The 24,775-nt window shown below is 72.9% G+C and carries 23 protein-coding genes; 14 read left to right on the top strand and 9 right to left on the bottom strand.

Annotated features, from left to right (window positions below):
• Positions 1-24 precede the first annotated feature (24 nt).
• Entirely contained in the window at positions 25-318 is a 294-nt protein-coding gene (locus ABTY62_RS13330; protein ID WP_054233191.1) for an MTH1187 family thiamine-binding protein, read from the bottom strand.
• Positions 315-659: a DUF3817 domain-containing protein gene (locus ABTY62_RS13335; RefSeq protein ID WP_352129540.1), complete on the bottom strand. Its 345-nt coding sequence runs from the start codon at positions 657-659 to the stop codon at positions 315-317. The genes ABTY62_RS13330 and ABTY62_RS13335 overlap by 4 nt, the downstream gene beginning before the upstream one ends.
• A gap of 160 nt (positions 660-819) precedes the next feature.
• On the opposite strand from ABTY62_RS13335, the gene ABTY62_RS13340 reads away from it, so the two are divergent.
• The 4 genes from ABTY62_RS13340 to ABTY62_RS13355 all read left to right on the top strand — a co-directional run bounded on the left by ABTY62_RS13340 (position 820) and on the right by ABTY62_RS13355 (position 3,442).
• Entirely contained in the window at positions 820-1,458 is a 639-nt protein-coding gene (locus tag ABTY62_RS13340) for an AIM24 family protein (protein ID WP_352129541.1), read from the top strand.
• Positions 1,459-1,552: 94 nt separating this feature from the next.
• Positions 1,553-2,203: an AIM24 family protein gene (locus tag ABTY62_RS13345; protein ID WP_352129542.1), complete on the top strand. Its 651-nt coding sequence runs from the start codon at positions 1,553-1,555 to the stop codon at positions 2,201-2,203.
• Positions 2,200-2,880 (top strand): AIM24 family protein, encoded by a 681-nt coding sequence (locus ABTY62_RS13350; RefSeq protein ID WP_311727934.1) that lies wholly within the window; start codon positions 2,200-2,202, stop codon positions 2,878-2,880. Before ABTY62_RS13345 ends, ABTY62_RS13350 begins: the two co-directional genes overlap by 4 nt.
• Before the next feature lie 85 nt (positions 2,881-2,965).
• Positions 2,966-3,442, top strand: coding sequence for a MarR family winged helix-turn-helix transcriptional regulator (locus ABTY62_RS13355; protein WP_311727933.1), 477 nt, complete (start codon positions 2,966-2,968; stop codon positions 3,440-3,442).
• Here ABTY62_RS13355 and ABTY62_RS13360 read toward each other — a convergent pair.
• Together ABTY62_RS13360 and ABTY62_RS13365 are read right to left on the bottom strand one after the other, a co-directional pair.
• Entirely contained in the window at positions 3,439-4,818 is a 1,380-nt protein-coding gene (locus ABTY62_RS13360) for a sensor histidine kinase (protein WP_352129543.1), read from the bottom strand. The two genes, ABTY62_RS13355 and ABTY62_RS13360, sit on opposite strands and share 4 nt — an antisense overlap.
• Positions 4,811-5,473 carry a response regulator transcription factor gene (locus ABTY62_RS13365; RefSeq protein WP_311727931.1) on the bottom strand — a complete coding sequence of 221 codons (663 nt, stop codon included), beginning with the start codon at positions 5,471-5,473 and terminating at the stop codon, positions 4,811-4,813. Before ABTY62_RS13365 ends, ABTY62_RS13360 begins: the two co-directional genes overlap by 8 nt.
• A 110-nt stretch (positions 5,474-5,583) precedes the next feature.
• Here ABTY62_RS13365 and ABTY62_RS13370 point away from each other — a divergent pair, with 110 nt between their 5' ends.
• Positions 5,584-6,138 carry a PepSY domain-containing protein gene (locus tag ABTY62_RS13370; protein ID WP_352129544.1) on the top strand — a complete coding sequence of 185 codons (555 nt, stop codon included), beginning with the start codon at positions 5,584-5,586 and terminating at the stop codon, positions 6,136-6,138.
• Between the two features lie 138 nt (positions 6,139-6,276).
• Positions 6,277-6,927 carry a PhzF family phenazine biosynthesis protein gene (locus tag ABTY62_RS13375; protein ID WP_352129545.1) on the top strand — a complete coding sequence of 217 codons (651 nt, stop codon included), beginning with the start codon at positions 6,277-6,279 and terminating at the stop codon, positions 6,925-6,927.
• Between the two features lie 234 nt (positions 6,928-7,161).
• On the opposite strand, the gene meaB is transcribed toward ABTY62_RS13375, so the two are convergent.
• Together meaB and ABTY62_RS13385 are read right to left on the bottom strand one after the other, a co-directional pair.
• Positions 7,162-8,118, bottom strand: a complete 957-nt coding sequence (gene meaB, locus ABTY62_RS13380) for a methylmalonyl Co-A mutase-associated GTPase MeaB (protein ID WP_352129546.1) — start codon at positions 8,116-8,118, stop codon at positions 7,162-7,164.
• An 88-nt stretch (positions 8,119-8,206) separates the two neighbouring features.
• Positions 8,207-9,400, bottom strand: coding sequence for an acetyl-CoA C-acetyltransferase (locus ABTY62_RS13385; RefSeq protein WP_352129547.1), 1,194 nt, complete (start codon positions 9,398-9,400; stop codon positions 8,207-8,209).
• A 136-nt stretch (positions 9,401-9,536) separates the two neighbouring features.
• Here ABTY62_RS13385 and mce point away from each other — a divergent pair, with 136 nt between their 5' ends.
• The 6 genes from mce to ABTY62_RS13415 all read left to right on the top strand — a co-directional run bounded on the left by mce (position 9,537) and on the right by ABTY62_RS13415 (position 18,975).
• On the top strand, positions 9,537-10,052 hold the full coding sequence (mce, locus tag ABTY62_RS13390) for a methylmalonyl-CoA epimerase (protein ID WP_352129548.1): 516 nt from the start codon (positions 9,537-9,539) through the stop codon (positions 10,050-10,052).
• A 327-nt stretch (positions 10,053-10,379) separates the two neighbouring features.
• Complete coding sequence (gene scy / locus ABTY62_RS13395; RefSeq protein ID WP_352129549.1) at positions 10,380-14,393, top strand: polarized growth protein Scy; 4,014 nt, start codon at positions 10,380-10,382, stop codon at positions 14,391-14,393.
• Positions 14,394-14,622: 229 nt separating this feature from the next.
• Positions 14,623-15,561: a coiled-coil domain-containing protein gene (locus ABTY62_RS13400; RefSeq protein ID WP_352129550.1), complete on the top strand. Its 939-nt coding sequence runs from the start codon at positions 14,623-14,625 to the stop codon at positions 15,559-15,561.
• Between the two features lie 201 nt (positions 15,562-15,762).
• Positions 15,763-16,608, top strand: coding sequence for a hypothetical protein (locus ABTY62_RS13405; RefSeq protein WP_352129551.1), 846 nt, complete (start codon positions 15,763-15,765; stop codon positions 16,606-16,608).
• A 79-nt stretch (positions 16,609-16,687) separates the two neighbouring features.
• Positions 16,688-17,938, top strand: a complete 1,251-nt coding sequence (locus ABTY62_RS13410; RefSeq protein WP_352129552.1) for an ABC transporter ATP-binding protein — start codon at positions 16,688-16,690, stop codon at positions 17,936-17,938.
• On the top strand, positions 17,935-18,975 hold the full coding sequence (locus tag ABTY62_RS13415; protein ID WP_352129553.1) for an ABC transporter permease: 1,041 nt from the start codon (positions 17,935-17,937) through the stop codon (positions 18,973-18,975). The genes ABTY62_RS13410 and ABTY62_RS13415 overlap by 4 nt, the downstream gene beginning before the upstream one ends.
• A gap of 16 nt (positions 18,976-18,991) precedes the next feature.
• Here the strand turns inward: ABTY62_RS13415 and ABTY62_RS13420 are convergent, their stop codons facing one another.
• Positions 18,992-19,318 carry an Rv1322 family protein gene (locus tag ABTY62_RS13420; RefSeq protein WP_352129554.1) on the bottom strand — a complete coding sequence of 109 codons (327 nt, stop codon included), beginning with the start codon at positions 19,316-19,318 and terminating at the stop codon, positions 18,992-18,994.
• A gap of 209 nt (positions 19,319-19,527) precedes the next feature.
• On the opposite strand from ABTY62_RS13420, the gene ABTY62_RS13425 reads away from it, so the two are divergent.
• On the top strand, positions 19,528-20,604 hold the full coding sequence (locus ABTY62_RS13425; protein WP_352129555.1) for an LLM class flavin-dependent oxidoreductase: 1,077 nt from the start codon (positions 19,528-19,530) through the stop codon (positions 20,602-20,604).
• 72 nt (positions 20,605-20,676) lie between these two features.
• Here the strand turns inward: ABTY62_RS13425 and ABTY62_RS13430 are convergent, their stop codons facing one another.
• A complete protein-coding gene (locus tag ABTY62_RS13430; protein WP_352129556.1) occupies positions 20,677-21,069 on the bottom strand; it encodes an SCO5389 family protein in 393 nt (130 codons plus the stop codon).
• 211 nt (positions 21,070-21,280) lie between these two features.
• Between ABTY62_RS13430 and nucS the strand changes: the two genes are divergently transcribed.
• Complete coding sequence (gene nucS, locus ABTY62_RS13435; protein WP_311727917.1) at positions 21,281-21,943, top strand: endonuclease NucS; 663 nt, start codon at positions 21,281-21,283, stop codon at positions 21,941-21,943.
• Between the two features lie 86 nt (positions 21,944-22,029).
• On the opposite strand, the gene ABTY62_RS13440 is transcribed toward nucS, so the two are convergent.
• On the bottom strand, positions 22,030-24,612 hold the full coding sequence (locus ABTY62_RS13440; protein WP_352129557.1) for an ATP-binding protein: 2,583 nt from the start codon (positions 24,610-24,612) through the stop codon (positions 22,030-22,032).
• Positions 24,613-24,775: the final 163 nt, after the last annotated feature.

The following is a 24,775-nucleotide window of genomic DNA, read 5'->3' on the forward strand; positions in this document are numbered from 1 at the left end:
CTACGGCTACGGCTACGGCTACGGCTAAGCGGACAGGTGCCGCTCGACCGTCTCGACCTTCGAGGTGAGTCCGTCCGTGACGCCCGGGCGGATGTCCGCCTTGAGGACCACGGACACCCGCGGCGCCCGGGCCTCCACGGCCGCGACCGCCCGCTTGACGACGTCCATGACCTCGTCCCACTCGCCCTCGACGGAGGTGAACATCGCGTCCGTACGGTTCGGCAGGCCCGACTCGCGCACCACCCGCACCGCGTCCGCGACGTACTCCCCCACGTCCTCGCCGACGCCGAGCGGCGTCACGGAGAAGGCGACGATCATGCGTTGACCACGCCCTCACGGCGCGCCCGGTCGGCGATCACGCTGGCCTCCGCCTCCCGCTTGAGCATGCGCTCGGCGAAGAAGCCGCCGGTCGGCAGGACGGACAGCGCGAAGTAGAGCGCGGCGGTCTTGCCGCTCCACTTGGCGCGCTTCCAGGCGTCCAGCCAGAAGACCAGGTACAGGATGAAGAGGACGCCGTGCACCATCCCCATCACCGGGACCGCGTTGAAGTCGGTGGTGCGCTTGAGCACCGAGCAGACCAGCAGCAGGAGGAAGGAGACGGCCTCGGGCGCGGAGACCAGGCGGAGCCGCCGCAGTGCGGTGGCGGTCTTGAAGTCCACGGGAGCAGCACCTTTAGGGAGAGGACGGGGAATCACGGGCGGAGAGCTTGTGAAGTGATGCACAAACTCTCCTCGCATTGTCGCAGCCTCGTAACCGATCACCGCGCCGGGGTCCGGCTGTCCCTGTTCCGAGGCGTTCGGTCCCGATAACGTCAGATCCGTGGCTCAGTTTCGGCTCCAGGGGAGCAAGGTGCTCGCCGTCGACATGACCGGCGATTCCGTGAAGGCCAAGAACGGCTCGATGGTCGCGTACGAGGGGGAGATGACCTTCAAGAAGAAAACCGGCGGCGGGGAAGGGCTGCGCGGAATGGTGACCCGGCGGCTCACCGGCGAGCAGATGGAGGTCATGGAGGTGAAGGGGCACGGCACGTGCTACTTCGCCGACCGGGCGAGCGAGATCAGCCTGGTGTCGCTGCATGGCGACACGCTCTATGTGGAGGCCAGCAATTTGCTGTGCACGGACTCCGCGCTGCGCACCGGGACCTCCTTCACCGGGCTGCGCGGCTCGTCCCAGGGCAACGGCCTGTTCACCACCACCGTCGAGGGCACCGGGCAGGCGGCCATCCTCTCCGACGGCACGGCGGTGGTGCTGCGCGTCACCCCGGAGCTGCCGCTCCAGGTCGACCCGGGCGCGTATATCGCCCATACGGGGAAGCTCAAGCAGCACTTCCAGTCCGGGGTGAACTTCCGCACGCTCATAGGCGAGGGCTCGGGCGAGGCGTTCCAGATCCGCTTCGAGGGCGAGGGACTGGTGTACGTACAGCCCAGCGAGCGCAACACGATCGGCGGTGACGTGTGAGCGACGCACGCGCGGCCGCCGGGCCGCAGGAGACGACGAAAGTCGCGCCTCTGCGCCGCGCGGGCGGAGAAGCGAACGAATTGAGGCGAGTGTGATGCCGTTCAACGTCCTCAACTCCCGCATGGTCGAGGCGCAGGTGCTGCCCGGCCAGACGCTCTTCAGCCAGCGCGGCGCGATGCTGGCCTACCGGGGCGAGGTGCGGTTCACGCCCAGCATCACCGGCGGGCAGCGCGGGGTGATGGGCATGATCGGCCGCCGGGTCGCGGGCGAGTCGACCCCGCTGATGACCGTCGAGGGCAGCGGCACGGTGATGTTCGGCCACGGCGGCCACCATGTCGAGGTCGTCCATATGGCCGGCGACAAGCTCTATGTCGAGTCGGACCGGCTGCTCGCCTTCGACGGGTCGCTGCGCCAGGGCACAATGTTCATGGGATCGCAGGGCGGGGTGATGGGCATCGTGCGCGGCCAGGTCACCGGCCAGGGGCTGTTCACCACCACCCTCGAGGGGCATGGCTCGGCGGCGGTCATGGCGCACGGCGGCGTCATCCAGCTGCCGATCGCGCCCGGCCGCCCGGTCCATGTCGACCCGCAGGCGTATGTCGCCCACCGCGGCGAGGTGCGCAACAAGCTCTCGGCCGCGCTCGGCTGGCGCGAGATGGTCGGCCGCGGCTCGGGAGAGGCCTTCCAGCTGGAGCTCTCGGGCACCGGCATGGTGTATGTCCAGGCATCGGAGGAGAAGCTGTGAACGGCCCGGTCATTCATGACGCGTACACCCTCCCGGTCGACGACAACATCAATCCGTACGCCTTCAGCGTGGAGCTCAACGGCCAGTGGTTCCTCCAGAAGGGGAAGATGATCGCCTACTACGGGCGGATCGACTTCCAGGGCGTGGGCCTGGGCCGGCTGGACCACCTCATCGCGCACAGCTTCCACTCCCCGATGCACGCCGCTGACTGGGTGGTGGCCGAGGGGCAGGGCAAGATGGTGCTCGCGGACCGGGCCTTCGACGTCAACTCCTACGACCTCGACGACGGCAATCTCACCATCCGGTCGGGAAATCTGCTCGCCTTCCAGCCCTCGCTCTCCCTCAAGCAGTCGATCGTCCCGGGCTTTCTCACCCTGATCGGCACCGGCAAGTTCGTCGCGGCCTCCAACGGCCCGGTGGTCTTCATGGAGCCGCCGATCCGGGTGGACCCGCAGGCCCTCGTCGGCTGGGCGGACTGCCCGACGCCCAATCACCACTACGATCACGACTATCTGCGGGGCGTCCTCGGCGGGATCCGCGCACACACCGGCATCGGGGGGACGTCTGGCGAGGAGCACCAGTTCGAGTTCGTCGGCGCGGGGACGGTACTGCTCCAGTCGACGGAAGAAGTCCTCGACGAGGTGCCGATAGGGAGCACGGGGGGCACCGGTTCGTGAGCGCAAGCATGCGGAGTGTAACCTCGAACAGGTGACCTCATATCCATTGGTTCGAAATTCAACTTCTATAGGTAGAATGCTTCCCATGGAGACCGAGAACGGCACGCGCTGGCTCAGCGACGAGGAACAGCGCGCCTGGCGCATCCATCTGGACGTCAGCCGGCTGCTGACCTACCAACTCGAACGAGACCTCCAGCCGTTCGGCTTGACCATGAACGATTACGAGATCCTGGTCAACCTCTCGGAGTCCGAGGGCCACCGGCTGCGCATGAGCGACCTCGCCGCCGCCACCCTCCAGTCCAAGAGCCGCCTCTCCCACCAGATCACCCGGATGGAGAACGCCGGCCTCGTCCGCCGCGAGCACTGCGAGTCCGACCGGCGCGGGCTCTACGCGGTGCTCACCGAAAGCGGCTGGGAGACCATGCGCAAGGTCGCGCCGCACCACGTCGAGTCGGTGCGCAAGCACTTCATCGACCTGCTCTCCCCGGAAGCGCTCGAAGCCGTCCACGACTCCCTGAACCCGATCGCCGACCACCTGCGCGCCCAGCGCGGCCGCGTCTAGCTCACAGGCGCCTTCCGGGGCAGCCGCACCGCGAACAGCGCGCCGCCGCCCGGCGCGGTCCGCACGTCCAGCCGTCCGCCGTGCCGCAGCACCACGTCGCGCGCGATGGCGAGGCCGAGCCCGGCCCCGCCGTCGTCGCGGCTGCGGGCGTCGTCGAGCCGCACGAACCGCTCGAAGATGCGCTCCCGCTCCTCCTCGGGCACCCCGCTCCCGTCGTCGGCGACCTCCACGACCCCCCAGCCGCCCTCCTCCCGCACCGCCACCCGCACCTCGCTCCGGGCGTGCCGCTGCGCGTTGTCCACCAGGTTCCCCAGCACCCGCGCCAGCTGCCCGCGCGCCCCCACCACCTCCACCGCCCCCAACTCGCACCGCACCGCCACCCGGTCCCCCACCCGCTGCGCCAACTCCTCCCGCACCAGCTCCGCGAGCGCCACCCGCGCCCCCGAGGGCCGCTCCCCGGCGTCCAGCCGGGCCAGCAGCAGCAGATCGGCGGCCAGCCGCTGAAGCCGCACCACGTCCTCCACCGCGCCGTCCACATCAAGCAGCCCCGGATGCGCGGCGCCCACCTCCAACTGCGTCCGCAACGACGCGATGGGGCTGCGCAGCTCATGGGAGGCGTCGGCGACGAACGCCCGCTGCCGTGCCACGGCCCCCTCCAGCGCCGCGAGCGTCTCATTGGTCGTACGCGCCAGCCGGGCCACCTCGTCCCGCGATCGGGGCACCGGCACCCGCCGGGACAGATCCGTACTGGCCGTTATGGCCGCCATCTCCCGGCGGATCGCCTCCACCGGCCGCAGGGCACGCCGGGTCACCAGCCAGGTCACCGCCGCCACCACCGCCGACAGCAGCGGCAGCCCGAGCAGCATCGCGTCCCGCACCGAGTCGACCGTGCCGGTGGCCAGCGAGGCGCCCGCGTACACCGTGACGGACTCCTCCGTCGGGGTGGTCGCCCGCACCGCGGCCCACACGTAGTCCGCCTCGCGCCCGTCCACCCGGGCGGTGCCCTCGGTGAACCGGGGCTTCTGGGCCTCCACCCTCCCCGCGTCGTCCTCGTCCTCCACCTCGAGCTCCACCGGCACCACCGAACGGCTCCCCGCCCCCGTCACGGCCTCCAGATCGTCGCTCACCGCCCGCACCCGCCCCTGCCCGTCCATGATCTGCACGGGGTCCTCGCCCAGCTCCAGCCCGTCGAACCGCGCCCCGGCCGCGACCCGCGAGGCCACCGCGCGGGCATGCACCTCGGCCCGCAGCTGGGCCTGCTCCGACAGATTCGCCCGCAGCACCCCCAGCACCGCGAGCCCCGCGGCGACCAGGGCCCCGGCCACCACCAGCGTCGCCCCCACCGCGGCCCGCGTCCGGACCGAGCCGCTACGCACGCCCCACCAGCCGGTACCCGGCCCCCCGCACGGTCTCGATGACCCCGGCCCCGAGCTTCCGCCGCAGGGCGCTCACATACACCTCGACGATGTTGGGGTCGCCCTCGTACGCGAAGTCCCACACATGCTCGAGGATCTCCGCCTTCGACACGATCTCTCCGGGCCGCACCACCAACTGCTCCAGCACGGAGAACTCCTTGGCGGTCAACGCGGCCTCACACCCGTCCCGCTCCACCCGCCGAGCCCCCCGGTCCACCACCAGATCCCCCACCCGCACCACCGGCGAGGCGCCCTGCCCCCGCCGCCGCAGCAGCGCCCGCACCCGCGCGAGCAGCACCACGTACGAGAACGGCTTGGTCAGATAGTCGTCCGCGCCCGTGTCGAGCCCCTCGGCCTCGTCGTACTCCCCGTCCTTCGCCGTCAGCATCAGGATCGGCACCTCGCACCCGGCGGCCCGCAGCGCGCCGCAGACGCGGTAGCCGTTCATCCCCGGCAGCATGATGTCGAGCACGACCAGGTCGTACGTCCCCTCCTGGGCCCGGTGCAGCCCCTCCCGGCCGTCGTGCACCACATCCACGGCGAATCCCTCCGCCATGAGCCCCTTGGCCAGCGACACCGCGAGCCGCCGCTCGTCCTCCACAATCAGCAAACGCATGGGGAGAGCGTCCCAAAGACAACCTGAAGATCCCTTCAGGCGACTTCAGCCTGGCTTCAGCCCCACTCCGCCACCGTAATTCCCGTCAACACAACTGGGGAGGAACCCACATGAAGCGCATGCCCATCATCGCCGCCCTGGCCGCCGCGTCCCTGGCCACCGCCTCGGCCCTGACGGTCGCCACCGCTACCGCGGCCCCTCGCCCCTCGGCGACATCGAAGTCCACGTCACTCATCCAGGCGGCAGAGGCTGCGGTCAAGGCAGTGCCGGGCACGGTGGCTTCCGTCGAGCGCGACGACGACCGGCCCGGCTGGGAGGTGGAGATCCTCGGCAAGGACAACGCGTGGCACGAGGTCAAGGTCGGGGCGAACGGCCAGGTCCTGGGCCAGAAGCTCGACAAGGACGAAGACGACCGGAAGGAGGCCACCGTGCTGCGCACCGCCAAGGTCGGCGCCGTGGCCGCGGCGGAGCGGGTCAAGGGCACGGTGACCTCCGTGGAACTGGACGACAAGGCCTGGGAGGTCGAGCTCGCGGGCAAGTTCCGCGAAGTGAACGTCAACCCGCAGACCGGCGCAGTCACCCAGTCACACGAGGACGACCAGCACGGGGACGACCACCACGAGGGCGACCACCACGGGGACGACCACCACGAGGACGAAGACTGACCCGGGTCGCTTGACGCCTGCGGCGAGCTCTTCCCCTCCCCGCCCCTTCCCACGACTGGGGCTTCGCCCCAGACCCCGGGGGCGGGACAGGGGAAAGCGCCGATACGCGGCTCGCCGACGGCGTGATGTACTGCACAGGTGACCGATTACGACGTACTGCGCGTCTTCTGCGGCCCCGACGGCCGCCACGGCAACACGCTCGGTGTCATACGCCAAAGCGGCGCGGGCACGGCCGAACGCCAGGCCATCGCGCGGGAGCTGGGCTTCAGCGAGACCGTGTTCGTCGACGACCCCGAGCGCGGCGTCATCGACATCTACACACCGACGCTGCGGCTGCCGTTCGCCGGGCACCCGTGCGTGGGCGCGGCCTGGCTGCTCGACGTGCCGGAACTGGTCACACCCGCGGGCCTGGTGGGCGCCAGGCTCGAAGGGGAGTTCAACTGGATCGAGGCGCGCCCCGAGTGGGCGCCGCCCCGCACGCTACGTCGCTACAACGAAGCCGCCGAGGTGGACGCCCTGCCGGTGCCGGCGCCGGGCGAGTGGATCTACGCATGGGCGTGGGAGGACGAGGCGGCCGGCCGGATCAGGGCACGCGCCTTCCCCGGGCGCGGCGACGGCATCGACGAGGACGAGGCAACAGGCGCGGCGGCGCTGCTGCTGACGGCCCATCTGGGCCGCGCGCTGAACATCGCCCAGGGGCGCGGCTCGCAGATCCTGACGGCACCACGGCCGGACGGCCTGATAGACGTGGGCGGCCGCGTACTCCTCGAAGGAACGAGCAGGCTGTAGCCGCCAAGCGGCGGGAGGGGGTGGGGGTGCAGGGGTGGTGCCCTGGACGCTTACGCATATGTGTGGCGCCAAGTTCCGGGTAACACCACGCTTCCGGGCACCGGCGCCGTAAATATGCGGTCCAGGGTGACAGCCCCGGAGGCCCCGCCCCCGCACCACCCACGAACAGCAGGCGCACCACCCACCGGACCCGCACAAGAAACGCACCCGACCGCACCCGACCGCACCCCGAGCTCACCCCGAGGTGACCCCCACCACCAGCTCATCCGCCGCCGCATAGGCATCCAGCTCCCCGGCGGCCACGCGCTCGGCCAGCGCGCCCAGCCGGCGGTCGCCGTGCAGGTCGCCGATCCGGGCGCGGAGCGCCGTCACGGCGATGGTCTCGACCTCGCCCGCCGCCCGCCGCAGCCGCCGCTCCGCCAGCACCCCGTGCTCCTCCATCCACGCCCGGTGCTTCTCCAGGGCCTCGACCACCTCGTCGACGCCCTCGCCCCGCGCCGCCACCGTCTTCACGATCGGCGGCCGCCAGTCGCCCGGAGCGCGGGCCTCGCCGAGGCCCAGCATGTGCCCCAGCTCGCGGGCCGTCGCATCGGCGCCGTCCCGGTCGGCCTTGTTGACCACGTACACATCGCCGATCTCCAGGATCCCGGCCTTGGCCGCCTGGATCCCGTCGCCCATCCCGGGCGCGAGCATCACCACGCTCGTATCGGCCTGCGCCGCGATCTCGACCTCGGACTGCCCGACGCCCACGGTCTCCACCAGCACCACATCGCACCCGGCCGCGTCGAGCACCCGGATCGCCTGCGGGGCGGCCCAGGCGAGCCCGCCCAGGTGCCCGCGGGTGGCCATGGAGCGGATGTAGACGCCGGGGTCCGAGGCGTGCTCGGACATCCGCACCCGGTCCCCGAGGAGCGCGCCGCCGGAGAAGGGCGAGGAGGGGTCCACGGCGAGCACCCCCACCCGCTTCCCGGCCTTGCGGTACGCGGTGACCAGCGCCGAGGTCGACGTGGACTTGCCGACCCCGGGCGAGCCGGTCACCCCGACGACGTACGCGCCCCCGGCCAGCGGAGCGAGCGCGGCCATGACCTCGCGCAGCTGCGGTGAGTCGCCCTCGATCAAAGAGATAAGCCGGGCCACCGCGCGGGGCCGTCCCTGCCGCGCCTGCTCCACCAGCGTGGACACATCAGCCATCGCCGCCGCGCTCCCTTCCGTCCACACGCCCGAGGCCCCGAGCACTACCTGCAACGCCCGAGCACCACCTACAACGCCCGAGCACCACCTACGACGAGCGCGGCACCCGCAGGATCAACGCGTCCCCCTGCCCACCCCCACCACACAGCGCCGCCGCGCCCACGCCACCGCCGCGCCGCACCAGCTCCAGGGCCAGGTGCAGCACGATGCGCGCGCCCGACATCCCGATCGGATGCCCGAGGGCGATCGCGCCGCCGTTCACATTCACCTTTTCGGAGGAAACTCCAAGATCCTTCATTGACTGGACCGCGACCGCCGCGAACGCCTCGTTGATCTCGATCAGATCAAGATCCGAGACCTCGAGCCCCTCCTTCCCCAGCGCGTGCGCGATCGCGTTGGACGGCTGCGACTGGAGGGAGTTGTCGGGTCCGGCCACATTCCCGTGGGCCCCGATCTCCGCGATCCACTCGAGCTCCAGCTCCTCCGCCTTGGCCTTGCTCATCACGACCACGGCGGCCGCCCCGTCCGAGATCTGCGACGACGTCCCGGCGGTGATCGTCCCGTCCTTGGCGAAGGCGGGCCGCAGCTTGCCGAGCGACTCCGCGGTGGTCTCCGCGCGGATGCCCTCGTCCTTGTTGAAGACGACCGGGTCGCCCTTGCGCTGCGAGATCTCCACGGGGGTGATCTCGGCGTCGAACAGGCCGTTCTTCTGGGCCGCGGCGGCCCGCTGGTGGGAGAGCGCGGCGACCTCGTCCTGCTCGGGCCGCAGGATGCCCAGCCGGGTGTTGTGCTTCTCGGTCGACTCGCCCATGGCGATGCCCTCGAAGGAGTCGGTGAGCCCGTCGTGGGCCATGGCGTCGAGCATCCCGACCGCGCCGTACTTGTAGCCCTCCCGGGACTTGGGCAGCAGGTGGGGGGCGTTGGTCATGGACTCCTGGCCGCCCGCGACCACGATGTCGAACTCGCCGGCCCGGATCAGCTGGTCGGCCAGCGCGATGGCGTCGAGCCCGGACAGGCAGACCTTGTTGATGGTCAGCGCGGGCACCGCCATGGGGATGCCGGCCTTGACCGCGGCCTGCCGGGCGGGGATCTGCCCGGCGCCCGCCTGGAGCACCTGCCCCATGATCACGTACTCCACCTGCTCGCCGCCGATCCCGGCCCGCTCCAGCGCCGCCTTGATCGCGATCCCGCCGAGCTCCGCTCCGGAGAACGACCGCAGGCTGCCGAGCAGCCGCCCCATCGGCGTGCGCGCGCCCGCCACGATCACAGATGTCCGAGTCATGGTGCGTCCTCCAGAGGAGAAGGAAGTTAACGAGGGTTATCGTCAATGTACTGACGAGTACCCGCCCGGTCACCGGGCCATCAGTGTGATCGCGCGCACGTTGCGTAACCAGCCGTGTGGGCGGTGCACTGGAACCATGCTGACCAGAATCGACCACATCGGGATCGCCTGCTTCGACCTCGACAAGACCGTCGAGTTCTACCGTGCCACGTATGGCTTCGAGGTGTTCCATACCGAGACCAACGAGGAGCAGGGGGTCCGCGAGGCCATGCTCAAGATCAACGAGACCTCGGACGGCGGGGCCTCGTACCTCCAGCTCCTGGAGCCCGTCCGGGAGGACTCGGCCGTCGGAAAGTGGCTGGCCAAGAACGGCGAGGGGGTGCACCACATCGCCTTCGGGACGGCGGACGTGGACACCGACTCCGAGGCCATCCGGGACAAGGGCATCCGGGTGCTGTACGAGGAGCCCCGCCGCGGCTCGATGGGCTCCCGGATCACATTCCTGCACCCCAAGGACTGTCACGGCGTGCTCACCGAGCTCGTCACGGCGGGAGCCGCACACACCCCCGAGGGCCACTCCGAAGCCCACTCCGCGGACCAGCCCGAGAACCCGTCCGAGAACCCGCCCGAGACCCCGCCCGCAGACCACTGACCTCAGCAAACCCCCGGCCGGACCCGCCTACCCGACCGAAGCGACCCGCACAAGCGGGAGCGAGGAAGTCCACCACTCAAGCGGACCACTGACCTTCCGCTTCCCCGGCCGGTAGAGTGCAACCTCGGCCGGGGTACGGGAACGAGATCGGAAAGGATCAGGGTCCGGCCCAGGCATTGCCGATGATCTGACACCATTTCTTCGGAAGGGCTAGCTCCGGTCCGGCCGCCACGGCCGGGCGCCAGGTCGGGACCGCGAGGTGCCACGTGGCACCCCCAGGTACGGAGTCGGCCGCCACCGCGACCAGGGGACGGATGGGACCGCGCAGTGCGGGGCTACGACCGCTACGAGCCTGACGACCACCTCTCGAAGTTCGAGGCCGAGATGGAGCGGCTGAAGACCGAGCGGGAGAAGGCCGTCCAGCACGCCGACGACCTCGGCTACCAAGTCGAGGTGCTGCGCGCCAAGCTGCACGAGGCGCGCCGCAATCTCGCGAGCCGCCCTGCCTACGACAGCGCCAACCTCGGCTACCAGGCAGAGCAGTTGCTGCGCAATGCGCAGGTCCAGGCGGAGCAGCTGCGCGCCGACGCCGAGCGCGAGGTGCGCGAGACCCGGGCCCAGACCCAGCGGCTGCTCCAGGAGCAGGCCGAGCGGCAGGCCCGGCTCGAAGCCGAGCTGCACGCCGAGGCGGTCACGCGCCGTCAGCGGCTGGACCAGGAGCTCTCCGAGCGCCGTGCCACCGTCGAGTCGCACGTCAACGAGAACGTCGCGTGGGCCGAGCAGTTGCGGGCCCGGACCGAGGCGCAGGCGCGCCGGCTCATGGACGAGTCCCGGGCCGAGGCCGAGCAGGCGCTGACCGCCGCCCGCGCCGAGGCCCAGCGGCTGGCCGACCAGACCCGCGACCGGCTCGGCTCGGAGGCGGAGTCGGCCCGCTCGGAGGCCGAAGGGATCCTGCGCCGCGCCCGTACCGAGGCCGAGCGGCTGGTGAACACGGCCGGCGCCCAGGCGCAGGAGGCCAGCCACCACGCGGAGCAGCTGCGCACCTCCACCGCCTCCGAGTCCGACCAGGCTCGCCGGCAGGCCACCGAGCTGACCCGGGCGGCCGAGCTGCGCATCCAGGAGGCCGAGACGTCGCTGCGCGAGGCGCGCCTCGAGGCCGAGAAGGTGCTCGCGGAGGCCAAGGAGGCGGCGGAGAAGCGGCTGTCGGCCGCCGAGACGGACAACGAGCAGCGCACCCGCACCGCGAAGGCGGAGATCGCCCGGCTGGTCGGGGAGGCCACCAAGGAGGCCGACGCGCTGCGCGCCGAGGCCGAGCAGGTGCGGGACGACTCCCGCGCCGAGGCCGAGCGGCTGCTCGCCGAGGCCGAGGACACGGCGCGCGCCAAGGTCGCCGAGGACTCGGCGGCCCAGCTGGCCAAGGCCGCCCGCAGCGCCGAGGAGGTGCTGACCAAGGCCTCGGAGAACGCGCAGGCCACCACGAAGGCGGCGGCCGACGAGGCGGAGCGGATCCGGGGCAAGGCGGAGGCCGAGGCGGACCGGCTGCGGGCCGAGGCGCACGACACCGCCGCGCAGCTGAAGGGCGCGGCGAAGGACGACACCAAGGAGTACCGCGCCAAGACCGTCGAGCTCCAGGAGGAGGCCCGCCGGCTGCGCGGCGAGGCCGAGCAGCTGCGCGCGGAGGCGGTGGCCGAGGGCGAGCGGATCCGCGCCGAGGCCCGCCGGGAGGCGGTCCAGCAGATCGAGGAGGCGGCGACCACCGCCGAGGACCTGCTGGCCAAGGCGAAGACCGGCGCCGAGGAGACCCGCGCGGGCGCGACCGCCGAGAGCGAGCGGGTGCGGACCGAGGCGATCGAGCGGGCCGCGTCGCTGCGCCGGCAGGCCGACGAGGCGCTGGAGCGCGCCCGCGGCGAGGCCGAGGAGCTGGTGACCTCGGCCGAGACGCAGGCCGAGCAGGTCAGGACGGAGGCGGCGGGCGCGGCCCGGCGGACCCGCGAGGAGGCCGAGGCGGCCGCCGCCGACCGCCGCGCGGAGGCCGAGGCCCAGCTGGCCCGGCTGCAAGGGGAGGCCGAGCAGCGGCTCGCCTCGGCCGACCAGGCGCTGCGGGACGCCCGTGAGGAGGCCGAGCGGCTGCGCCGGGAGGCGTCCGACGACACGGAGCGGCTGCGCGCCGAGTCCGCCGAGCGGCTGGCCGCGCTGCGGCAGCAGGCCGAGGCGGAGGCGGACCGGCTGCGCGACGAGGCGGTCGCGGACGCGTCGAACATGCGTGCCGAGGGCGAGTCGGTCGCGGTGCGGCTGCGCGGCGAGGCCGCCGCGGAGGCCGAGCGGCTGCGCACCGAGGCGCAGGACACGGCCGACCGGGTGCGGGCGGAGGCCAACGCGGCGGCCGAGCGGATCGGGGCCGAGGCCGCCGAGGCGCTGGCGGCCGCGCAGGAGGAGGCGGCCCGCCGCCGCCGCGAGGCCGAGGAGACGCTGGGCGACGCCCGCGACGAGGCCCAGCGCGAGCGCAGCCTGGCGCATGAGCAGAGCGAGGAGCTGCTGGCCGCCGCCCGCAACCGGGTCACCGAGGCGCAGGCCGAGGCGCAGCGGCTGGCCGAGGAGGCCGAGCGGCACGCGGCGGAGCTGGTGGCCGCCGCCGAGCAGACCGCGCAGCAGGTGCGGGACTCGGTCGCTGGGCTGCACGAGCAGGCCGAGGCGGAGATCACGGGGCTGCGTACGGCGGCCGAGCACGCGGCGGACCGGACCCGCCACGAGGCCCAGGCGGAGGCGGACCGGGTCCGCGGGGACGCGCACGCCGAGCGGGAGCGGGCCGCCGAGGACGCGATGCGGCTGCGGCGCGAGGCCCATGAGGAGTCGGAGGCCGCCAAGGCGCTCGCGGAGCGCACGGTCTCGGAGGCCATCGGAGAGGCGGACCGGCTCTCCGCCCAGGCCCGGGAGGAGGCCAACCGGCGCCGCTCGGACGCCGCCGAGCAGGCGGACCGGCTGGTCACCGAGGCCACGAGCGAGTCCGAGCGGCTGCGCGCCGAGGCCCAGGATGTCCTGGACGACGCGCGGCGGAGCGCCAACAAGCAGCGCAGCGAGGCCGCCGAGCAGGCCGACACGCTGGTCACCGGCGCGACCGAGGAGGCCCAGCGGCTGGTCTCGGAGGCCAATGCGCGGGCGCAGCAGCTGCGTACGGAGGCGTCCGACGCCCGGGCGACGGCCGAGCAGGACGCGGCGCGCACCCGGGCCCAGGCCCGCGGGGACGCCAACAACATCCGCTCGGAGGCGGCCGGGCAGGCCGACCGGCTGATCACCGAGTCCACGAGGGAGGCCGAGCGGCTGCTGGCGGACGCCGGCGCGGAGGCCGAGCGGCTGCGCACCGAGGCGTCGGAGACGGTGGGTTCGGCGCAGCAGCACGCGGCGCGCACCCGCGCGGACGCGGAGCGGGTGGCCGCCGAGGCGTCGGCGGAGGCGGAGCGGGTCCGCGCCAAGGCGCAGTCCGAGGCCGAGCGCATGGTCGACGGCGCACGCGAGGACGCCAACAAGCGGCGCTCGGATGCCGCGAACCAGGTCGACCGGCTGATCACCGAGTCCACGGCGGAGGCGGACCGGCTGACGAAGGAGGCGCGGGAGGCCGCGCTGCGGTCCGCGACCGCCGCCGAGGAGCAGGCCGACATGATGGTCGGCGCCGCCCGCAAGGAGGCCGACCGGCTCGTCGGCGAGGCGACCTCGCAGGCGAACAGCCTGGTGGAGAAGGCCCGTACGGACTCCGACACGATGCTCGGCGAGGCCCGGGGCGACGCGACCGCCATCCGGGACCGGGCCGAGGAGCTGCGGACCCGGGCCGAGGCCGATGTCGAGGAGCTGCACCAGCGGGCCCGCCGGGAGTCCGCGGAGCAGATGAAGTCGACGGGCGAGCGGGTGGACAAGCTGGTCGCCGCCGCGACCGCGCAGCTGGTGAAGGCCGAGGAGAAGGCCAAGACGCTGGTCTCGGACGCCAACAGCGAGGCCAGCCGGGTCCGTATCGCCGCCGTGAAGAAGGCCGAGTCGCTGCTGAAGGAGGCCGAGCAGAAGCAGGCGGACGCCACGCGGGACGCGGACCGCAGGCGCGCCGAGGCGGAGGCCGAGGCCAAGCGGATCGTGGACGACGGCAAGCGGGAGCTGGAGCTGCTCAAGCGGCGTCAGGAGGACATCAACGCGGAGATCTCCCGTGTCCAGGACGTGCTTGCGGCGTTGGAGTCCTTTGAGGCCCCCGCGTCCGGGGGCAGCTCGGGCGGAAACTCGGGAAGGAACGAGAGCGGTGGGGTGAAGACGGCGGCCGGTGCCGGGACGCGGTCGAGCGGCAAGCGCTCGGACGGCTGATCGGTCCTGGGGGCGGGTGCTGCCGAATCGTAGTGTTCGTGGGCGGGGGCGCTAGAGACACACCCCGTGTCGTGTCCGTATCATCCCGACGAGTGACAAGCCGTCTGGCTGTCTGCCACTCAAAAGGCTGGACATTCTCCAGATCAAACGGACGTTGACTCGATGACACGCCGTTTGGCCCCCTAGGATTCCCTCTATCACCTCACCGGTCTCTTTCGACAGGAACCCCATGAGCGACACTTCCTCCCCCTTCGGCTTCGAGCTCGTGCGGCGTGGGTACGACCGCGGTCAGGTGGACGACCGCATTACCAAGCTCGTCGCCGACCGTGACAGTGCACTGGCCCGCATCACCTCTCTGGAAAAGCGCATCGAGGAGCTGCACCTCGAGACGCAGAACGCCCAGGCCCAGATCACCGACGCGGAGCCGTCCTACGCGGGGCTCGGCGCGCGCGTCGAGAAGATCCTCCGTCTCGCCGAGGAGGAGGCCAAGGACCTGCGCGAGGAGGCCCGCCGGGCCGCCGAACAGCACCGTGAGCTCGCCGAGTCGGCGGCCCAGCAGGTGCGCAACGACGCGGAGTCCTTCGCCGCCGAGCGCAAGGCGAAGGCGGAGGACGACGGCGCGCGTATCGTCGAGAAGGCCAAGGGCGACGCGGCGACGCTGCGCCAGGAGGCTCAGAAGGACGCGCAGCAGAAGCGCGAGGAGGCCGACTCCCTCTTCGAGGAGACCCGCGCCAAGGCCGCCCAGGCCGCCGCGGACTTCGAGACGAACCTCGCCAAGCGCCGCGAGCAGTCCGAGCGCGACCTGGCCTCCCGTCAGGCCAAGGCCGAGAAGCGACTGGCGGAGATCGAGCACCGGGCGGAGCAGCTGCGCCTGGAGGCCGAGAAGCTGCGTACGGACGCCGAGCGCCGCGCCCGCCAGACGGTGGAGACCGCGCAGCGCCAGGCCGAGGACATCGTGGCCGACGCCAACGCCAAGGCGGACCGCATCCGCAGCGAATCCGAGCGCGAGCTGGCGGCGCTCACCAACCGCCGCGACAGCATCAACGCCCAGCTGACCAACGTCCGCGAGATGCTGGCCACGCTGACCGGTGCCGCGGTGGCCGCGGCCGGCTCCCCCACCGAGGACGAGCCGATCTCGCGTGGTGTCCCGGCCCAGCAGACCCGCTGACGCCAGGACTTCCTGACGTCGGATCACGCGCTCATCTCGTGCCCCGCGCCCGCCTCGTGCGGCGCGGGGCACGCGCATGACGGCGCGTCGGCCGCGGGCGCTACCGGCGCCCTGCGTCCTGGGGCCGTACGGCTCCTTACAGCTGCGCGACGGGCGGACGACGTCTTACGGGCGTGCGGCCGTGGCGCGTAGCCTCCCCGTGTGACCGACCGCACCCTCGCCGCCCTGGGGTTCGCCGATGTGCCGGCGATACGGCCGCTGACCTATCCCGGCCGGCCCGTGACCGCGCCCGCGCTTCTCGCGGGGGGTGAACTGTGGGAGTTGACGCCCGGTCCGGGCGGGCCGGGCGGCTGGCCGGTGCCCGGGGCGCCCTTCGACCCGCCGGGCGAACCGCTCGACGCCGTGCTGGCGCGGCTCGGCCATGCGCCGTCGGGGCAGCGCCATCCGGTCATCGCGGTCGGCTCCAACGCCTCGCCCGCGCAGCTGCACCACAAACTGACGGCGCTCGGGCATCCCGCCGCCGTGCCGATGGTGCCGGTGCGGGTGCGCGGCATAGCGGTGGGCTGCTCGGCGCACATCGGACGGTACGGGTATGTCGCCGCCGCGCCGTACGCGGACCCGGCGGCCGAGACCCCGCTGGTGGTCAGCTGGCTCGACGGCGACCAGCTGGCGTCGGTGGACGCCACCGAGTTCCCCAACTACCGGCGCGTCCTGCTGCCCGGCACGAGCTTCCCGATGGTGCTGCCGTCCGGGGAGCCGCTGGGCGGCGCGTATCTCTACATCAGCGTGCGGGGTGTGCTCGCGGGCCCCGACGGCGCGCCGGACCGCCCCTCCGGCAGGCCGCGGCCGGGCGGCGGCGACCAAGGCGCTCTGCTGGCGGGGCTGCTGGCGTCCTCGGCGCGGCTGCGGGACCTGCTGGGGCCGGACCCGCGGGCCTGGATCCGGCGCGCGGCGGCGGACCGTACGGTGCGGGAGGCGGCGGCCTCGGTGCTTGCGGCGGAGGGGTGGGTGCTACGGGGTTACGATCCGCTCTCGACTCTCGCTTAACGGGAACCGCCGCCGCACGGTTATTCTCCTTACCCGCACGGGGGCACGCGCCCCGGACGCATCGCACGAGGGGCGGAGAATGATCGAGGCAGTCGGCCTGACGAAGCGCTATGGCGCCAAGACGGCCGTGTACAACCTGTCGTTCCAGGTGCGGCCGGGCACGGTGACCGGCTTCCTGGGACCCAACGGATCCGGCAAATCGACCACGATGCGCATGATCCTGGGGCTGGACGAGCCCACCGCCGGCCATGTCACCGTGGGCGGCTACCCCTTCCGCCGGCTGCCCAACGCCCCCCGGCAGGTCGGCGCCCTCCTCGACGCGAAGGCCGTGCACGGCGGCCGCAGCGCGCGCCAGCATCTGCTGTGCCTGGCCCAGCTGTCCGGCATTCCGGCCCGCAGGGTCGACGAGGTGCTGGGCGTGGTCGGGCTCCAGAGCGTGGCGAGGAAGCGGTCCAAGGGGTTCTCGCTGGGCATGGGGCAGCGGCTGGGCATCGCGGCCGCGCTGCTGGGCGACCCGCAGGTGCTGCTCTTCGACGAGCCGGTGAACGGCCTGGACCCGGAGGGCATCCTGTGGGTCCGCAACCTCATGAAGCAGCTGGCGTCCGAGGGCCGCACGGTCTTCGTCTCCAGCCACCTGATGAGCGAGATGGCGCTGACCGCCGAGCGCCTGATCGTGATCGGGCGCGGGCAGCTGCTCGCCGACATGAGCGTCAAGGACTTCATCTCCTACAACTCCGCGGACTTCGCGCGGGTCCGCACCCCCGACGGGGAGCCGGACCAGCGCGAGAAGCTGACCGCCGCGCTGAGCGAGGCGGGCGGCCAGGTGCTGCCGGAGCAGGACGGCGCGCTGCGGGTGACCGGGCTGCCGCTGCCTCGGATCAGCGACCTGGCCCATGGCGCGGACGTCCGCCTGTGGGAGCTCTCCCCGCACCAGGCGTCGCTGGAGGAGGCGTACATGCGGATGACGCAGGGCGCCGTGGACTACCGCTCGACCGCCGACCAGCGGGCGGGGCTCCAGGAGGCAGTGCCGGGCATGGCCCCGCAGGGCGCGTACGGCTACGCCCCGCCGACCGCGGGCGGCGTGCCCGGTGGCTATCCGCCCATGGGCGCCATGCCGGGCTACAACCCTCCGCCCGCGCCCGGCCAGCCCGCGCCGGGCCAGCCCGCGCCGGGCCAGCCCGCGCCGGGTCAGGCCCCCTGGCAGCCGCAGCAGCTCCCGGCCGCGCAGGGCGCGCCCGCCGCGCCGCAGGCTCCCGCCGCTCCCCCGGCTCCGGCCGCCGCGCCGGCCCCCGCCGACATGAACAAGCGCGACAGCGAGGACGCCCGATGACCACGCCTTACCAGCAGCCGGCCCAGGCGTCCCAGCCGCCCACCCCGCCGCAGCCGCCCCAGCAGGCGCCTCAGCAGCCGCCTCAGCAGCAGCCGGGCGCGCCGGGCATGCCGGCCGCCCCGCAGCAGACGCCGCACCCGCAGGCCCAGCAGTACGCGCCGCAGCAGGCGGCACAGCCCGGCATGCAGGCCGTGCCGGGGATGCCGGGCGCGCCGCAGCAGCCCTACGCCTCCGCCGCCCCCGTCGCCGGATACACCTCGCCGATCCCGATCCGGCGCACGCACCTGGGGAATGCGCTCTCCTCCGAGTGGACCAAGATCAAGTCGGTGCGCTCGACGATCTGGACGCTGAGCGTCATGGTCGCGCTGGTCATCGGCATCGGGCTGCTCGTGGCCTCGGGCACCAAGGACAGCGACTACTCCAGCACCCCCACCACCATCCCCGGCCTGTTCGGCACGCTGCTGGGCCAGCTGTGCATCGTCACGCTCGGCGTGCTCGTCGTCACCTCCGAGTACGGCACCGGGATGATCCGCACCACCTTCACCGCCTCGCCGCAGCGTTCGCGCGTGCTGACCGCCAAGGCCCTCGTCTTCTTCCTGGTGTCCTTTGTGACCACGACCGCCGCGCTCGCGTTCGTGGCCTTTGTGAGCACAGGGATGCACAACGGGACGGGCGTCCAGGAGCCGACGAGCAAGCAGCTGGTCGGGGCGACCCTGGGGGCCGGGCTGTATGTCTCGCTGCTCGGGCTGCTGTCGCTCGCGGTCGGCAGCATGCTGCGGCACTCCGCGGGCGCGATCACCGCGATGCTCGGTGTGGTGCTGCTGCCCGCCATCCTCCCCGCCTTCCTGATGATGTCGAGCAGCCTTCAGACGCTGGGCGAGAAGATGCAGAAGTATTCCTCGCCCCAGTCGCTGGCCGCGCTCTTCCAGGTCGACGACAGTCTCGGGACCGGATGGTCGCAGGTGGGGATGCTGGCCGGGGTCACGGCCGCGGCGTTCATCGCGGCGTACGCGCTGCTGGAGAAGCGCGACGTGTGATGGGCTGATCCCCCGGTCAATACCTCGGTGCGTTACGGGACCGCTGGAGCTTCGCGCTCCGGCGGTCTCGCGCGTTCCAGCAGGACTTGTGCCAGTGGCGGCGGTCGTCCACGCCGCTGTGCTGCTGCCAGGCCACGATGTGCGGCACACCGGGCGGGATCTCCTGGTCGCAGCCGGGGCAGCGGTAGTGCTTGGCGGCGGCGCCACCGCCGACCTGGCGCACCACCCACTCCTCGCCCTGCCAGTTCTGGGTCGACTCCAGCCCATAGCGGTCCGCGCGGTCTTCGTCTTGGCTGCCGACCGGCTTCTCTCCGCCTCGCGGGCGGTTTCGGCGTGGGGACACGGGGCACCTCGAAGGACGCTGGGAGCTACTGGCTGTGACCAGCGTACGCGTTACCGTCACGGTCCCGGAAAGCCGTGTCCACAACCGTCCTCCGATCATCATGAGAATTTCTTGCCAGGCCGTGCCTTTGGCACGTGTCAGGCGTTATTGCCTGTGCGGGGGAGGGTGCCCATGTCGGCGGCGGCGGCCGCAAGAGGAGGCAGATGGCAATGCGCGTGGGGGCTTTCATCCTCGCCGCTCAATTCCCGGGTCAGGGCCAGGGGGAGGCGCTGCACCGGGCGGTACGGTCCGCGCAACTCTCCGAGGAGTCGGGGCTGGACGCGGTATGGCTCGCCGAACACCACTTCGTTCCGTACGGGGTGTGCCCGTCGGCGGTCACGCTCGCCGCGCTGCTGCTCGGCCGTACCCGCAGGATAGGCGTCGGCACGGCGGTCAGCGTCCTGCCGACCGCGCATCCGGTCGCGCTGGGTGAGCAGGCGGCGCTGCTCCACCTCGTCTCCGGGGGGCGCTTCACGCTGGGGGTCGGCCGGGGCGGGCCCTGGGTCGACCTGGAGGTGTTCGGCACCGGTCTGCGGGCGTACGAGCGGGACTTCCCCGAATCGCTGGACCTGCTGCTGCGCTGGCTGCGCGAGCCGCGGGTGGCCGCGGCGGGCGAAAGGTTCGTCTTCCGCGAGGTGCCGGTCGTACCGCGCCCCGACGAGGCGCTGCGTGTCGAGGCGCTGCGTGTCGAGGCCCTGGGGAACGAAGCGCAGGGCGCACCCGGCCCCCAGGTGATCGTGGCCTGTACCTCACCGGGAAGTGTGCGGCTGGCCGCCGAGCGCGCGTTGCCCATGATGCTGGGGATGCACTGTGGGGACGATGAGAAAGCCGAGGCGGTCACGTTGTGGCGAGATTCCGCGCTCGCGGCGGGCCACTCCCCCGAGAAGGTGGCGGCGGTGGCGGCCGAGCATGTCTCGGCGGGGGTGGTGCAGGTCGCGGACGCCCGCCCCGCGGCGGTGGAGACCCTCGTCAAGGCCATGCCCGGCTGGCTGCGCCAGGGGCTCGACGCGCATGTGACGGTGGACGGACGGCCGCGCCGGATGCGCGACCCGCTGGCCTATGCCGAGCTGCTGTGCGGGCTGCACCCGGTCGGGCCGCCCCGGCTGTGCGCGGACCGGCTGGCGGCGACGGCGGAGCGCACCGGCATCCGCCGCTTCGCGCTGCTGGTCGAGGGCTCGGGAGACCTGGCGACCACGGAGGAGAACGTGCGCCGGCTGGGCGCCGAGGTGCTGCCGCTCCTGCGCTGAAGACCTCCGCCGCACCGAGGACCTCCGCGCTCAGGACACCTCCCCCTCATGGAGCGGCAGCGGACACTCGGGTCAGCAGTCGCGCAGCTCGGGGGACTGGTTCAGCAGCTGCCCGCGCGTCGACGTGAAGCGGGCGAGTCTCTCGTCAACCGACGGGTCCAGCGGGAACACCGCCACGCGGTGGCAGTTCTGGAAGGCGAGCCGAACCCCGAAGTGGCGCTGGAGCGCACCTCGTATCGCGTCACTCGCGAGCGCCCGCAGCAGCTGGCCGCGGGCCTGCTCGTCCGGCGGCGGCGTCTGGTTGTCGGCGAATTCCCCGCCGTCGACCTTCAACTGGGCCACCAGCGAGCTGATCATCTCCCATGCGTAGGGAAGGGAGGTCCGGACGCAGTCGACGAAGTCGGCTTCGTCGACCTCGCCTCGCTCGGCCTGTGCAAGGAGGGCCGGTGAGACGTCGAGCGACATGGAATCTCCTCTCGCGACCCCGGGGACCGGGGTCTCAGGGACGGATGAGCGGACGGCGACGGAGCGTACCCGTATGACGACCGCCCGCTTCAACGGTAATTCGGCCACTGCGGGCGCACCAGGAGAATGCGTTCACAACCAGCCACTCTCGAAGGGGGCCATGGTCGGGCGAATCGCGTAGGCCACCCGCCGTCGAGTAGCGTTGCCGACCATGCGTCTCGTCATCGCCCGTTGCTCCGTGGACTACGCCGGCCGGCTCACGGCCCACCTCCCCTCGGCACCCCGTCTGATCCTCGTGAAGGCCGACGGCAGTGTCTCGATCCACGCGGACGACCGGGCCTACAAACCCCTCAACTGGATGTCTCCGCCGTGCACCCTCAAGGAGGGCGACGGCGATGTGTGGACGGTGGTGAACAAGGCCGGCGAGAAGCTCATCATCACCATGGAGGAAGTGCTGCACGACTCCTCGCACGAACTCGGCGTGGACCCCGGTCTGATCAAGGACGGGGTGGAGGCGCACCTCCAGGAGTTGCTGGCCGACCGTATCGAGACACTTGGCGATGGCTGGACGCTTATTCGGCGTGAATACCCCACTGCCATTGGCCCCGTGGACATTCTCTGCCGGGACTCCGACGGCGCCACCGTCGCGGTGGAGATCAAGCGGCGGGGGGAGATCGACGGTGTGGAGCAGCTCACCCGCTATCTGGAACTCCTCAACCGCGATCCGCTGCTGGCGCCGGTGAAGGGGATCTTCGCGGCGCAGGAGATCAAGCCCCAGGCGCGGGTGCTGGCGACGGACCGCGGCATCGGCTGCGTCGTGCTGGACTACGACGCGCTGCGCGGCATCGAGGACGACAAGCTGCGGCTGTTCTGACCCCGCGGCCGATTCGGCCCGCAACGCGCCGCGGCGCGGTCCGGCATCGCCGGGCCGCGCCGCGTGCTGTATGCCGCCATCGCGCCTTACGCCGACACGTTCGCCGAGGACGCCGAAGACCCCGGCGAGGTCGGGGGGGTGCTCGCCGTGGTCGCCGGTCCGCTGGCCGTGTTGGTGGTGTCGCCGCCGGGGCTCGTGGTGGAGCTGGTGGGCGGAGTGGTGGGCGGGGTGGTCGGGGGCGTCTTGGTGGGCGTCGGCGGGGTGGTCGGCGGCGTCGTCGGGCGGTGGGTCGGGGGGCGCGTGGTGGGCCCGGACGAGGACGGGGACGGCGGCTCGGTCGTGGGCGATGCCTCGCCGCTGGACGACGGGGCGGTCGGGCTCTCGGAGGCGCTGGGCGAGTCGCTGCCGAGCGTGGACGGGGCCGTGGGCGTCCCGGGGGCGCTGCTGGGGCCCGGCTGCCCGCTCTCGCCCGCGTCACTCGTGGGCTCCTCGGCGGTCAGCCCTTTGTCGTCGTCCTTCCGGGAGGACGACTGGCCGGGCTTGACGGTGTCGGTGGAGCCCTTGTCCCCGTCGCCCGAGGCGATACCGAGGGCCACCACCGTGCCGAGGACGGCCACGAGCAGGGCGCCCGCGCCCGCCGCGAGCAGATTGCGCCGGGTGCGGGGGAGCGCCGCGATGCGGCGGCCCAGCGGGGTCCGGCCGCCGCCCTGGCGGCCCGCACCGGCTCCGCCGCCCTTGCCCTCGGGGCCGCCCGCGCCGGCCCCGCCGATCGCGGCGAGCACATCGGTGCGGTCGATGCGCGTGGTCGTCTCGACCCGCGGCGTGACGACCGTGATCTCCGTGTCGGCCGGGTCCGGCCGCCCCGCGGACACCCCGCCGAGCGGCGCGGCCGACGTGTCGTGGCGCGCGTCCAGGCCCTCCTCGCCCGCCCCCGTACGGCCGCCGGGCGCGGCGAAGACGCCGGGGCCCGCCGAGCCGCGGGTGCGGTCGGTGACCAGGGCCAGGGCGCGCCGGCCCGCGACCGTGCCGCGCTTGTCGGCCAGCACGCCGCGCAGCCCGATGGACGCCTCGAGTTCGGCCCGCGCCCGGTCCGGATTGCCCGTACACAGGGCGAGGACGCCCAGCTCGTGGTGGAAGTACGCCTCCTCGGCGATCTGCCCCGCCAGCCGTGCGGCCTCCTGGCCGTGGCGCAGGGCGCGCTCCCAGGCGCCCCAGTGCAGCGCGGCGGCGAAGGCGGGGGTGGCGCTGCGGGCCAGCAGCACGGCGGTCTCGGCGCGGCCCGGCTCGCGGGCGGCGACCAGGGCGGCCATGGCGGTGAGGATCGCGTCGGCCTCGACGGCGACCCGCTCCGGGGCGACCGAGGGATGGCCGGTCCACCAGGCGTAGTGCTGGGCGACGGCGCTCGCCCGCTCGGACTGCCCGTCCGCGTAGCCGTCGGCGGCCAGTTGGTCGGCCACGCCGACCGCCAGCCGGTAGTGCGGCCCGGCGGGCGTGACCAGGCCGCCGGCGATCAGCTCGCCCAGCGCGGTGTCGGCGTGGGTGTCCCCGGCCAGCGCGGGCAGATGCGACTGGTGCGGGCACTCGCCGCCGAGCGCGACCGCGAACCGCAGGGTGTCGCGGGCCGCTTCGCTCAGCCGGGAGGCGATCAGCGCGACGGGGGCCGCGCCCTCGGCGAGCGTCGGCAGCGGGATGTCGCGTGCCCCGGCCCCGTCCGAGTGCCCGGCGGTGCCCGAGGCGTCGGCAGGGCCCATGGCGTCAGAAGAAACCGCCTCCTCCTCGGGAGCGGCCTGTTCGGCGCGCAGCGCGTCGCGCTGCCGCAGCAGCGCTCCCGCCTGGACGAACCGCAGCGGCAGCCCCTCGGACTCGAACCACAGGTCCGCGGCCCAGCCCCGCTCGTCCTCCGCCAACGGGCGCCGTACGGCCCGCTCCAGCAGATCCAGGGACCCGCTGCGGCTCAGCCCGGCGAGGAAGACCTCCTCGAGGTGCGAGTCGGCGGAGGGCGCCGCGACGGAGGGGGTGGCCGAGATCAGGAAGGCGCACTCGGGCGTCGCGTCCAGGAACTCGTCCAGCGCGGCGCCGCCGAACTCGATGTCGTCCAGGACGACGACCGCGCCGACCTCCGCGACCGCCGCCAACAGCTCCGTGCGGTCGGGTCGGTACAGGGGGGCGCGGTAGACCGCCGCGTACAGCTCGTACAGGAGGTCGGTGGGGGTGCGGCGGTAGCCGGAGAGGCGGATCACCCCGTCGGGCGCCAGGGTCTCGCAGTCCGCGGCGACGGCGTCCAGCAGCGTGCTGCGGCCCGCGCCGGAGGGCCCGGTGACCCGCACCGAACGGCCGCGGGCGAGGAGCCGCGTGAGGCGCTCGCGCTCCAGCACCGGCACCTCGAAGCGCACCGCGCCCGCGGGCAGCGGCGGGGCGGCGGCGCGGCGCAGCTCGGCGCGCTCGTCGGGGCCGCGGCGCTCGGGGAAGTCGGGCCGCTCTCCGGGCGGGCAGGGCTCGATCTCGCTGCCGTCGACCGGGTTGATCGTCAGCAGGTAGTCGCCGGAGACCAGCTGGACCGTGCGCACGGGCGGGGGCGTGGGCCGGTGGCCCTCGGCCGGGCGCGGGGCCGGGCGCGGGGTCGGGTGGTCACGACCGGGCTCCTCCGGTCTGTGGTTCGTCGGATCCATGGTGAAAGCCCCCCAGGTGCGTGGCGTTCTGTCCGGCTTCCGGCCTGTCCGCACGCTCGCCTTGCCGTCTCGTCCGGTGCGGTGCCCGCCGTAGGGAATGGTGTCCGGCGGAGTGACCGAACCCTAGATCTCCACACAGTATCCACCGACGGGAAGGGGTTTC

The organism is Streptomyces sp. NPDC097640 (genome assembly GCF_040302705.1).
Lineage (GTDB): Bacteria > Actinomycetota > Actinomycetes > Streptomycetales > Streptomycetaceae > Streptomyces.